Source organism: Sinorhizobium sp. FG01, from assembly GCF_002531875.1.
GTDB classification, from domain to species: Bacteria; Pseudomonadota; Alphaproteobacteria; order Rhizobiales; family Rhizobiaceae; genus Sinorhizobium; species Sinorhizobium fredii_C.
Genome location: NZ_NWTB01000013.1, coordinates 1 through 12,089, shown reverse-complemented (window position 1 = coordinate 12,089; position 12,089 = coordinate 1). Strand labels below are relative to the sequence as shown.

General features: G+C 59.2%; 11 protein-coding genes and 1 pseudogene. 6 read left to right on the top strand and 6 right to left on the bottom strand.

Going from position 1 to position 12,089, the window contains the following annotated elements:
• Positions 1-535: 535 nt before the first annotated feature.
• The 4 genes from CO656_RS21320 to CO656_RS21305 are packed head-to-tail and all read right to left on the bottom strand — an operon-like array spanning position 536 to position 4,064.
• Entirely contained in the window at positions 536-1,351 is an 816-nt protein-coding gene (locus tag CO656_RS21320; RefSeq protein ID WP_097527050.1) for an ABC transporter permease, read from the bottom strand.
• Between the two features lie 11 nt (positions 1,352-1,362).
• Positions 1,363-2,139, bottom strand: a complete 777-nt coding sequence (locus CO656_RS21315; protein WP_097527049.1) for an ABC transporter permease — start codon at positions 2,137-2,139, stop codon at positions 1,363-1,365.
• Positions 2,132-2,947, bottom strand: a complete 816-nt coding sequence (locus tag CO656_RS21310; RefSeq protein ID WP_234819543.1) for an ABC transporter ATP-binding protein — start codon at positions 2,945-2,947, stop codon at positions 2,132-2,134. Before CO656_RS21310 ends, CO656_RS21315 begins: the two co-directional genes overlap by 8 nt.
• A gap of 34 nt (positions 2,948-2,981) precedes the next feature.
• Positions 2,982-4,064: an ABC transporter substrate-binding protein gene (locus tag CO656_RS21305; RefSeq protein WP_097527047.1), complete on the bottom strand. Its 1,083-nt coding sequence runs from the start codon at positions 4,062-4,064 to the stop codon at positions 2,982-2,984.
• A 241-nt stretch (positions 4,065-4,305) separates the two neighbouring features.
• Between CO656_RS21305 and CO656_RS21300 the strand changes: the two genes are divergently transcribed.
• The 3 genes from CO656_RS21300 (at position 4,306) to CO656_RS21290 (ending at position 7,367) form a co-directional block, all read left to right on the top strand.
• A complete protein-coding gene (locus CO656_RS21300) occupies positions 4,306-5,265 on the top strand; it encodes a cyclase family protein (protein WP_158255693.1) in 960 nt (319 codons plus the stop codon).
• Positions 5,266-5,359: 94 nt separating this feature from the next.
• Positions 5,360-6,253, top strand: a complete 894-nt coding sequence (locus CO656_RS21295; RefSeq protein ID WP_097527045.1) for a carboxymuconolactone decarboxylase family protein — start codon at positions 5,360-5,362, stop codon at positions 6,251-6,253.
• 31 nt (positions 6,254-6,284) lie between these two features.
• On the top strand, positions 6,285-7,367 hold the full coding sequence (locus CO656_RS21290) for an SDR family oxidoreductase (protein WP_097527044.1): 1,083 nt from the start codon (positions 6,285-6,287) through the stop codon (positions 7,365-7,367).
• A 152-nt stretch (positions 7,368-7,519) separates the two neighbouring features.
• Here the strand turns inward: CO656_RS21290 and CO656_RS21285 are convergent, their stop codons facing one another.
• Both CO656_RS21285 and CO656_RS21280 read right to left on the bottom strand, forming a co-directional pair.
• A complete protein-coding gene (locus tag CO656_RS21285) occupies positions 7,520-8,320 on the bottom strand; it encodes an IclR family transcriptional regulator (protein WP_097527043.1) in 801 nt (266 codons plus the stop codon).
• The gene (locus CO656_RS21280; RefSeq protein ID WP_097527042.1) at positions 8,289-9,212 is read right to left on the bottom strand and encodes a 3-keto-5-aminohexanoate cleavage protein; all 924 of its coding nucleotides are present in this window, start codon (positions 9,210-9,212) and stop codon (positions 8,289-8,291) included. The genes CO656_RS21285 and CO656_RS21280 overlap by 32 nt, the downstream gene beginning before the upstream one ends.
• A gap of 225 nt (positions 9,213-9,437) precedes the next feature.
• Here CO656_RS21280 and CO656_RS21275 point away from each other — a divergent pair, with 225 nt between their 5' ends.
• The 3 genes and pseudogenes from CO656_RS21275 to CO656_RS21265 all read left to right on the top strand — a co-directional run.
• The gene (locus tag CO656_RS21275) at positions 9,438-10,256 is read left to right on the top strand and encodes a fumarylacetoacetate hydrolase family protein (protein WP_097527041.1); all 819 of its coding nucleotides are present in this window, start codon (positions 9,438-9,440) and stop codon (positions 10,254-10,256) included.
• Positions 10,253-11,671: an FAD-binding oxidoreductase gene (locus tag CO656_RS21270; protein ID WP_097527040.1), complete on the top strand. Its 1,419-nt coding sequence runs from the start codon at positions 10,253-10,255 to the stop codon at positions 11,669-11,671. Before CO656_RS21275 ends, CO656_RS21270 begins: the two co-directional genes overlap by 4 nt.
• A gap of 174 nt (positions 11,672-11,845) precedes the next feature.
• Positions 11,846-12,089, top strand: a pseudogene (locus CO656_RS21265) (electron transfer flavoprotein subunit beta/FixA family protein); the annotation flags it as partial.

The window sequence follows — 12,089 nt, the reverse complement described above, 5'->3', positions numbered from 1 at the left end:
CCCCCAGGAGCAGCCGCCGTTGCATCGCCGCGCTCACGACCGCTGTCGACCCGTTGCGGCCCTTGCCGCGGGACACTACGAACGGGACGATTGAGCCCTTAGCCGACCTTGATCCTGATGCCGATGGACGGGTTGACTCTGCACGAGTCCGACACTGCCATGGGTAGCCCCCACCTCTTCTGGCCTTGACCGCGAGCGTGCCTCCCTCAAGAACAGCCCTTCAGAGGTTTAACTGCCTCGATCCAGTAGAGTCTCGCAAGACGCGCTCGATTTTCGGGAGTTGTGCGGAGGAGGATTACGTTCGTAGCCTCGCCGCCGCCACCACCGTATCGACCATATTGTTGGAGAGCCTCAAGCTCCGTGGGTCCGGGGCGGAAGTCCAGGGAGACCACGACGTCCACCGGTGCGGTCTCCTGCCCTGGGCAGTTCATCATGCGTGATCCGGCTGAGACGTAGCCGATCAACCAGGGGGCGACGTAGACGAGCGCCAAAAGCGCGAAGCCGATTGCAATACGGGTCACTGCTGCGCGAGACGTCATCGTGCTTTCCTTTCCTCGGCAACGGCGACGGTTCCCCATCGCACGACCGTCCGACGAGCAATCCAAGATACCATCAGGGTCTCCAGGAGCACGCCAAGAACCGCAATCGTAAGGCATCCGGCCAGGATACGGTCAGTCCGCTGGTAGGTGGCGGCCTCGTTGACCCATTGTCCGAGCCCCATCGGAGAGCCCATCAACTCAGCGGCGATCAGGCTGCGCCAGGCAAACGCCAATCCCACCCGGACACCGGTCAGGATATCCGGAAGCGCCCCCGGCAGTATGACCGACCGCAACACCTCCCGGCGATCTCCACCCAGCGTGAAAATTGCTTGAGCATAAGTCGGCGGCACCCTCGAAACGCCGAGGATGGTGTTCGCAAAGACGACGAAGAACATGCCGTTCCAGATGACGAAGGTCGACATCGCCAGTCCCGTACCGAACCACGCCAGCGCCAGCGGAATCCATGCGATCCCTGCAATCCCGGAAAAGGCGTTGATCAAAGGCTCGACGGCGATACGCGCGGTTCTGCTCAGCCCCACGAGGAAACCCAGCGCAATACCCGAGATGATCCCGACGACCGCACCGAGCAACAGCCGGATGATACTGATCCTGGTATCGTCCAGGAGACGACCGCTCAACAGGGCTTCCCACAGCGCCGAAGCGACGGAACTGAGGCTCGGGAAGATGTACTCGGGAACGGCAAATACATTTGTCAGCGCCCACCAGATGAGGGCCAAAAGCAGAATCGCGACCAAAGAGACGGGGATGCCCCTCGATGCGACAAAAGGAGACGTTAATCGAAGCGTTGTCATGGCGGTACCGTTCAAAAACTGGACCAACGACTGGAGATCAGCTGGTTCCACGGAAACAGAATGAGTCTGTCGATGATGAGGAAGAGCACAGCGATAGCGATCATGACCGCAATGATCTGGTCTACCTGGTTGGCGGAGCGCGCCTGCGCGAGCACTCTTCCCAGGCCGCTGCTTCCGATGATGAGTTCACCTGCGATCACCGCACGCCAGCCGTAGGAGAGCGCCAGCCGAATGCCGACCTCGATGCCTGGCATTGCGCCAGGAAGATACACGTCGCGGACGATGCGGAACTTCCCTGCTCCAAGCGGCCGCAAACCGTCGGCATATACACGGGGAATCTTCTGCACGCCGGTGATAACCGAATAAAGCAACGGTATCGCCGATGTATAGAAAAGGGTCGCGTAGACGGCCTTCGTGCTGAAGCCGAACCAGACGATGAACAGGGGGATCAGGGCAATAGCGGGAACGCAGCTGATGAACCGGACCATCGGCTGGAGGATCATGGCCAACTGCCGACTCTGCGCAATCAACAGCGCGAATGGTACGACACAGACGATGCAGATGGCGCAGCCGATCACCAGCGTTACAAGGCTTTCCTGAACAGCGGCAGTCAGGGTGCCGCGGACAATCAGGTTGGCCATTGCCTGGAACGACGCTGCGGGCGACGGCAAGATCGTTGGCTCAGCGACGAAGTGCGAAACCGCCGCCCACACCAGAAACAGGCCGATGATTGAGCTGGCCTGCACCAGCCAGGCCGGCAGGTGCAAGAGCGAGGAAGATTCATGCATGATGGCGCTCCGTTGAAGGGGCGACGGCTCGGCCACGAACAAGCTCGAAAACACGCGAGACGATAGCTTCGATGCGCGGGTCGCGGATCATCTGCTCCCATGTGCGATTGATTCCCATATCGGGTACCGGCACGATTTCCAGAACGCGGCCAGGGCGCGAGGACATGGCGACGATGTAGTCGCCAAGGAATACGGCTTCCTCTACGCTGTGGGTGATGAAGACGACCGTCTGCTTCGTCGTACGTGCCAGACGGATGAGTTCCTCCTGCAGCGTCAACCGAGTGATGGCATCTACCGCAGCAAAGGGTTCGTCCATGAGAATCACGGGCGGCCTGGTTGCCCATGTTCGGGCAACCGCTACTCGCTGCCGCATACCACCAGAGAGCTCGCCGGGGTACTTCTTCTCGAAGCCCTGTAGGCCGATCAGCTGAACGAGTTCAGCTACTCGCTGCTCCCGCTCCGCCTTTGGCATCCCGGCGATCTCGAGACCGTGGCCGATATTCCCGACCACGGTTCGCCACGGCAGCACGGCCAATTCCTGGAACACCATGCCACGTTCGCTGGAGGCACCCTTGATGGGTTTGTCCGCATAGAGAGCTTCCCCGGATGTTGGAGTATCAAGACCGGCGAAGATCTTGGCCAGGGTGGATTTACCGCAGCCGCTAGGGCCAACGACCGTCACGAAATCACCGGCATTGATCGTGAGATTGACGTCCTGCAATGCTACGATCTTCTCTCCGCGAGCTTCATACTCGTGGCGCAAGTTGATTGCTTGCAGAATCGGTTTTCGCTCGTTCAGCTGTATCATTTGTGACGGCTCCTGCTTACGTCGCGTATCCATTTTAGTTGGTGCCACCACCGCACTGCTCCACGGATTGAGGCAATGGAGCGAGACCACTCGTAAGGTCAGGATGCTTCTGCAGGAGGTCGTCGATGAACGCCTTTTGCACGATCTGATCGTATGGGAATGGTTCGGCGACTTTCATGTTTCCTGCAGCGATCTGCGCCTTCTGCTCCTGGAGGATCGCCGCCTCCGTGCAGACCGAGATTCGAGGATCGAACTCCGACTTCATGAACTCAATCGCGGATGCAGCATCCTGCGGGTCCACGCCTTGGATGTAACGCTGGGCGAGTTCGGCAGCTTCTGCCGGATGCTCGCGCGTAAATTTCACACCCTTCCAGGCACCGAGAACATACTTTTCAATGATATCGCGGTGCTTCTGCAGATAGTCGTCAGTCACCATGATCCCGACAACGCTGGCACCGAACGGACCGCCGCGACTGACGACGCTCACATCATTGCCCTGTGTCCTGATGATCTCGCTGACATAAGGCTCCCACGGCACGGCCACGTCAACGGTGCCCTGACGCAATGCCACGGACATGTCCGGCGGAGACAGATTCACCATCTTGATATCCTCGAGGGTTTTGCCGATCGAGGACAGGTAGCTTCGCAGATACGATTCGCCCGTGCTTCCGGCTGTGACACCGACAGTCTTTCCAACGATATCGCCCGGGTTCTTGTCGGTCACGCCTGCCTCGTTTCGGGCGATGACGGCCACTCGCTGGACGCCGTTCACCACCATCGGGTTGTTGTGGTAGGGGGCGACCAATGTGAGACTGTTTCCAGCTGCTCGCGACAGAATGACCGTTGAGGTCGCCGCCCCTGCTCCGATGTCGGCCGCACCGCTGACGAGCGCGCGGGCAATCTGCGAGCCGCTATCCAGCACCTGGACGGATACATCTAGTCCCAGTTCCCGCCAGTAGCCGTTTTCGGCAGCGACCATCATTGGAACGTTGTTCACCGCTCCGGCGAAGATCACCTTTAGCGGTTCAGCGGGACTTTGAGCGTGCGCTCCGTGCGCTAGCAGCGACACGAAGGCAACGGCTGCAGAAATGGCTTTCAACGTATTTGCAGGTTTCATTTGATCTCTCCTCCCAACCAAACAACTGCCTCCATTTGAGCCTATTTGTCCCGTTTGTCAAGACAGTGTCCCGCCGCATGCAAAATTGGTCGTCGCATTTGCGGGACGCCGTCTTTACAGGCGGGACAATACTGACTATATACGGTGATCGTCAGCAGCCGCTAAAAAGGTTTGTACGCAACACGGCCATCTCTGGCGGGAAGGAGGATCAATGAGTCGGGACTCTTCGAAAAATGAAAGCTTGCCGTCCTACGCGGAGCTAAAGGCCCGGAGCGATGCACCCGCGGGTTCTGCCTGGGGCCTGTTCGGCACGGATGACCAGATAGGAACGGTCAACCTTCTCACCGAAGACGCCGCTGTCCAGGCGGCGGCTTTGGTTCGAAGAGGCGCCTCATTCGGCCTCGACTACGACCTCAACGCCTTCACGCCCCCGGTCTCGCCCTACAGAAAAACCCTCGTCCACTGCGAGGTTTGTCGGCTCGACGGGCAAGTGCATGACGACTACGTCAATGACTTCTTCCCTCAGGCAGGCTCCCATATCGACGGCCTCCGCCACCATAAGCACAGCGTCCACGGCTTCTATAATAATGTCGACGAGTATCTCGTCGGCTCAGGGACCCCCGACCTTGGCGTCCAGCATATCGGGCGCCGCGGCATGGTCGGACGCGGCGTTCTGGTTGATGTCGCGCGCTATCGGCAAGCCGTCGGACGCCCGATAGACCTCATGCAAGGCGACCCCATAACCTTGGATGACGTAAAAGGCGCAGTGAAGTCGCAAGGAATCACGCTCAGAACGGCCGACATGCTTTTGCTGCATACTGGATGGGCGGCGCACTTCGTTGCACTGGACATCAAGACACAGCAGCATCTCATAGGGGAGCGGACCTTCTGCGGACTTGCCCAGAGCGAGGAGATGCTGGCTTGGCTCTGGGACAACCATTTCTCCGTAGTCGCCAGCGATACTGTGGCCGTCGAGGTCATGCCCACGGTGGCGACGTCTCCCTTTGACAGAAACGTCCGCGGAATGATGCATCCCGATCTGATCGCGCTGCTCGGCATATGCCTGGGAGAGATGTGGAAGCTCGACGAGCTCGCGAAGGACTGCGCAACCGACGAGGTCTATGAGTGCATGGTCGTCTCCAAGCCCATCACCCTTGTGGGCGGCGTCGGATCGCCCTGCAACGCGGTCGCGATCAAGTAGGCCGACACCGTCAGTAGCGCCCCGAAGGCCCCGCAATAATTTCTCTTGAAACCGTCATCGATGCCGATGCGACTATCAGAACAAGGATCAAATCATGCCCATCAACACTCTCAACTTCGACGGCGAAGGCTCCATCGAGGAAATGCTGTCGATCGTCGAACGCCTGCAGCCCGGTATTCGGACGCGTTTTGAGAGCCGGCGGCAGACCGATGCAGCTTTCGCCGAGGCGTCGCTCCGTTATTCTGCTCGCTTGTTCGGCCGTCCCACTCTGGACGTTCGCACCCGACTGCTCGTCATGACGGGACAGTTTACGATGAGCCGCCGCCATTCGCGCCTTCGCGAGACGATCATCGCAGCCTGCGAACAAAAGCTCGATCTGCGTGAAGTGTTGGAAGTCATCCTCCAATGCTCGATCTATGGTGGTGAGTCGATCGTCGATGAGCCGCTCGCGATGTTCACGGAAGAGCTCAAGGCACGTGGTCTGTTCGAGGAGGTCGCGGCACGTGGCCTGCGTACCGGCCAGCGCGAAAGCGAGCGCAGCTTGGAAGCCGAACGCGCAACCTGGCACCCAGAGGATTCCGCCGACCCGCGTGCGGATGAACTGATGGCCAAATACGGTTGGCCGGGCATCAGCATCGCCCTCGTCCTGCGCCCGCGCCACACGCTGAACAATGCCACTTTCATCGGCGGCCTCGATGAAGGATTTGCGGAAGCATTCTACGACTTCGGCTACAGCGACATGTATGGACGCCAGATCCTCGACCACAAAACCAGACTGCTCTGCATGGTCGGCAATACCCTCGCCATTGGCGAGATCGTTCAGACGCGCCACCACATGAGAACCGCAATCAAGCAGGGCGCGTCGCCGCGCGAAGTGCTCGAAGTCCTGTTCCAGTCGGTTGTGGTTGTCGGCCATCCGAACATCGTTCCCGAGCGTTTCCGTGACCTGGTGAAGATCGTCGAGGAAGAGACGGGCTCAGGGTTCTGAGAGCTGCCGCGTTGCCCTGGGAGGAGAACGAATGACGACGACAAACAGGATAGCGATCGTTGGCGCGACCGGCTTGGTGGGCGCCGCGGCAACGGAACACTTTTCGGGCTCACCCGGATGGGAAGTTCTAACATTGTCTCGGCGCCCCCCGCGCCGGGGCAAGCCAGTCCATCATATCTCCGTCGACCTCACGGACAGCGATACCTGCAAAGCGGCTTTCGCCGAAGCTCCAGCCGTTACCCACGTCCTGTATGCCGCGCTCTACGAGCAAGAGGATCTGCTGGAGGGCTGGAAGAGCATGTCTCAGGCGGGCATCAATCTCACGATGCTTCAAAACGTCGTGGAAAATGTCGCGGAGAACCCGAAATTCAAACATCTGGCTATTTTGCAAGGCGGCAAGGCTTACGGATCTCATCTCGGAAGGGTCCCCGTCCCCGCCAAGGAACGGTGGCCGCGCATGGACCACCACATCTTCTATTGGCAGCAGGAAGACTACCTGAAGAGCCGCTCGGCCGATGCCGGCTGGAGCTACTCGATCCTTCGGCCGCAACTCATCCTAGGCGATGCCCTGGCGAGCCCGATCAACATTATCGCTGCGCTCGGCGTTTATGCGAGCGTAATGCGCGAACTGGGAAGGCCCCTCAGCTTCCCCGGTGGCGGACAATATGTCACCGCTTGCGCCGACAGCCGGTTGATCGCCCGTGCGGCTGAATTCTGCTTCGCCCACGAAAAGGCTGCGGGCGAGACCTACAACGTCGTCAACGGCGACGCAGTGAATTGGCGGGACCTGTGGCCTTCGATCGCTGCGCATTTCAACATGCCCGTTGCCGGAGACGAGCCGATGAAGCTCAGCGATGAGATGCCCCTGCTGGGTGAATGCTGGGACGCGATCGTCGCAAAACACGGGCTGCAGCCACTGAAGATGAGCGATATTGTCGGATCGTCATGGCAGACTGCTGACCTGACATGGGGCTACGGGAAAGAGCGGCTGTTTGATCGCCTGATGAGCCCCATCAAGCTCCGGCAGGCAGGCTTCGCAGATTGTTACGATACGGAGGACGCCATCCTCTATTGGCTGACGAGAATGCAGGACGCGAAGATCCTTCCGCGCTGACGAATGAAAGCCCGGCGCTCGCGCCGGGCTTTCATCATCCACGGATGGGCCTAGATCATTTCATCGTTTCATTGAAACGGTGAAATGATCCAACTCTCTGAATTTACGCAATTCCGGACGAAAAACCGTTACACACTTTTCGTGGAATTGCTCTAGATGCGTGTGACGCCGATCCCGGTAAGGGCGGAAGATAGTTCCTCAGCGTGGGCCCTGACCAGTTCCCCAATCTGATCGAGGCTGGTCGGCGCGACCCGCGAAAGCGGCACCGACACAGTCAGCGCCCCGACGACGCTTTCTCCAGATTTGACGACGCTCGCAACGCCCGCCACTCCCAGCACGCGTTCCTCAACGCTGATGGCGTAGCCTTTCTCCCGCACCAGTTCCAGGCTCTCCTTCAATGCACTCTCTGTTGTCAGAGTGTGCGCGGTGTAGGGAACCAGATCGAGCAGCGTGAAATCGAAAGTGGGCAGGGACGCGAGGATGGCTTTCCCGACGGCGCCGGCGTGGAGCGGCAGTCTTACGCCAAGTGGCTGGACGTGTCTGACGAGGTTATCGCTTTCGACGCGATGTATGTAGGTGCAGAAGTCGTCGTCAGGGAGATAGGTTGCCAAGTAGCAGGTTTCGCCGACCTGATCGACCAGCTTGCGCATGATGGATCGGGCGATCTGGAGGACCGGGACGACACCAAATACGCGAGCGGACAGCGAAACAAGCCTGGAGCCGACCACGTAGCCTCCATTTTCGGTCTGTTCCGCATATCCGCTTCGGGCAAGATATTGGAGTATGCGATGAGTGGAGCTCCGGCTGTTGCCGGTTTCCTGGGCAATAGCACGGATACTCGATCCCTCTGGCCGGGCGGCCAGAGCGTACAGCGTCTCCACGACGAGGTTTACGAGGCCGATGGATTGCGTCGGAGCTTCTTCAGGAATTGCCGTATCTTTTGATTCCGCCATCAGTGTTCGCCGCCTTTTTCCTTATGCCAATGATCTCACGCGCCTCGTCCGGAGACGCAATCTCGCGCCCGAGTTCACGAGATATCCTAACTATTTTGTCGACGAGTTCCGCATTGGTACGAGCATACTCGCCGGGTTTGACGAAGGGGTTATCTTCCATTCCGACACGCACATGTCCACCGGCTGCGATCACCGCAGTAAGGACTTTCCAGTGCTCGGCAGGATCCATCGTGCTTGCATTCCAATTCGCCCCCTTCGGCAGGTGGCTCTTCATGTAGAGGACCGCGTCGGCAGTCGGTGGCGTCCAGGCCCCGCCCTTCCAGCCGAAGAAGCAGGTGATCCAGACGGGCTGCGGGAGAATGCCCTTGTCTATCATGCGTTGCGCGTTCCAGAAACCTCCCGTGTGGAATGCCTCGACCTCGATCTTGATGCCGAGCTCGTTGCACAAGGTGCAGTATTCTTCAAGCTCGGTGCGTGAATGGATTCCGTATATTTCCTTCGGCACGCGGCTCGGATCGTAGTCGAAGCACTCGTCGTGAGCGACAAACGCGACAGACAGCATGTCCGGTGCGTAGGTTCTGATCAGGTCCTTGCGCTGGTTGAAGCGGCCACCGGCGATGCCGAACTGAATGATGGTGTCGCGCTGGGACAGGATCATGTCCTGCATCCTCCCCCATCCCGGGATTTCAAGGCTGGAGAGGCGCGAGCCGTCAGCCTGCGGGGCGTCATCGAGCTTCCTTGGTCCATGAATGTGGCTGATGGCCGCTCCGGCATCGATGCCGCCCAGGTACTCCTTCACAACCGTGTCCATCCCCTTTGGGGTCGGGTTGTGCGGGTTGCCCGGAAATGCCGAGTCGCTGTCACAGGTCACGGTGATGATGAGCTTGTCCATGAATACCTCTTCTAACAAGAACCACTGTTGCTACCGGTCTATCAGCAGGGACAGGGTCCCGTCAATAGGGACGTCGTCCCGTATAATCAAAATCGGCCATTCGCAGAAGAGCTACAAACAGTCGTGTCTGTCCTGCTTGACGAGACGGTGTCCCACATATACAACAAGTGGCGAGATCTGAAAGGCTTTGGCTGCGACCAGAGCGACAGCAGTTTGGAGGGAACGATGCGTCTCGTAACTTTTCGCCATAATGGCAGCGCTCAACCCGGCGTCGTGCTTGGCGACCATATTCACGAGATCGCGAGCCACGCCGATGTGAAGTCGGCTTTGGCCGAGCCGGCGGCGATCAAGTACAGGGATGTGCCGGCCGCAAAGGTATCGGATGCCGAGCTGCTTCCGCCGATTACTGACCCGGGCAAAATCATTTGCGTGGGCCTCAACTATCTTGAGCACCGCATCGAGACCATGCGCCCCGAAACAGCCTTCCCGACGCTCTTCATTCGTTGGCCCGACACGCAGGTGGGGCATCGTCAGGCGCTGGTATGCCCAAGAGAATCGTCTCGATTCGACTATGAAGGCGAGATGGCCATCGTGATCGGCAAAGGCGGACGCCATATTCCCGCCGACCAGGCAATGTCGCACGTCATTGGATACTCTTGCTATAACGATGGTTCAGTCCGCGACTGGCAGAAACACACAAGCCAGTTCACTCCAGGCAAGAACTTCGTCGCGAGCGCCGGCTTCGGGCCATGGCTCGTGGTTGATGAGATCACCGATCCGAACACGCTCATCCTGACAACGCGTCTGAATGGCGAAGTTGTTCAGCAATCGGGCCTCGACCTTCTGATCTTCTCGATCCCCGAACTGATCGCCTACATCTCGACATTCACCGAGCTGTCGGTTGGCGACGTTATAGTCACGGGTACTCCGGGCGGCGTTGGAGACCGGCGAGACCCGCCACTCTATATGAAGCCGGGCGATACCGTGGAGGTTGAGGTCACCGGCGTCGGCACGCTTGTCAACCCGGTAGTCGCCGCCCAATGAACGCGCGCCCAGCACCCCTTCCTGATCTCGACGGATGCATTTCTGCTCTTTCCGTGGTTCTGGGTAAGAACGGCCTCTACACGAAGCGAGAAGATCTCGCTCGCTACGAGACGGGAGCGCGATATGGGGCTGGGAGGGCCGCTTTCGTCATGCGGCCCTCGTCGACTGCAGAAGTAGCCGCCGCCCTGAAAATATGCGCGCAGCATCACGTCATTGTTGTGCCGCAGGGAGCAAACACAGGGCTCGTGGGCGCCTCTACGCCGGACGAAAGCGGTCGGCAGGCTATCCTTTCGTTCGAAAGAGCGGCATCCACCCTGAAAGTGAACCATATCAACCGCTCAATTGAGGTCTCTGCAGGCGTATCCCTGTCCAAGCTGAACGACTTTCTGGAAAGCTACGGTCTCTGGTTTCCGATCGACCTTGGCGCGGACCCGACAATCGGCGGCATGATAGCCACTAACACGGGCGGGACGCGCTTCATCCGTTATGGCGATGTCCGGCGCAACGTGCTCGGCCTGGAAGTGGTTCTGTACGACGGGACTATTCTGAACTTCATGAATGAGGTGCGGAAGGACAACACCGGCCTCGATGCGAAGCAGTTGTTCATCGGCACGAGTGGTCAGTACGGTATCGTGACCCGGGCGGTTCTGGAGGTGCACCCGCTTCCACAAAACACGGCGACTGCGCTGATCGTGCCCAGTTCGCCTGCGGGTGCACTCGATATCCTTCTTGAGCTGGAAGAACAGTTCGGTCCGCAACTGACCTCATTCGAGGGTATATCAAAAACTGCCCTCGCCGCCGTCCTGGATGGCGTCCCTCAGTTGCGCAACCCGTTTCTGAATGAGCAATTGCCGCTGTATTCCTTGCTTGTGGAAGTGAGCACCTGGAACAAGGGTGGGGCGAGCCTCGCCGTCGACGAAGCACTTGAGCGGGAGCTTGAGCGAGCGTTCGAAGCGGGCGAAATCGAGAATGCCTTCACGCAAGATGCGGCAAATCTCTGGTCAATCCGCCACCACATTTCGGACAGCCTGAAGCTCAAAGGAAAGGTCATCGCACTCGATGTGTCCGTTCCACGCGACCGTTTCGTTGAGTTTCGCGACGAGGCCTGTGCGGAGGTCAAGCGTCTGGCTGACTTCGTGCTGATCGCTGACTTCGGACATCTGGGAGACGGTGGTGTCCATTTCAATATGATCTGGCCGGACGGCGTGCCGTATGACGCTGAACGGGTCGAAAGGCTCAGAACAGCGGTCTACGACCTCGTCGCGGCTCACGGGGGAAGCTTCAGCGCCGAACATGGGGTCGGGCCTTTCAATGCCCACTACTACGAGCGCTATGTACCGGCCGCCAAACAGAGCATTCAACATCTGATCGAAGAGGCACTCGCCTCGCGTTCTCTGGGGAACACTCTGCCTTGATCGAAGACCCGACGACCGGACGGCCATTGGCACTGCGAGGCTTTGCCAATCGCTTCATGCCCGCGGGCAAATGCGAGCCCACCCACCATGACGACCGGCGGGCGAATCTCAGACAGGTCAAGGATGTGCCGGAACATGGCCGGCTTGGATAACCACCAAGGAGAGAGGTATTTCATGAAGATCCTGGTCCCAGTGAAGCGGGTCGTCGACTTCAACGTCAAGATCCGGGTGAAGGCGGACGGTTCGGGCGTCGAGCTTGCCAATGTGAAGATGTCGATGAACCCGTTCGACGAAATCTCGGTCGAAGAGGCGCTGCGGCTCAAGGAGGCCGGCAAGGCTTGCGAAGTCGTCGTCGTCTCGATCGGCCCGGCCAAGGCCGAGGAGACGCTGCGCACCGCGCTCGCCATGGGCGCCGACC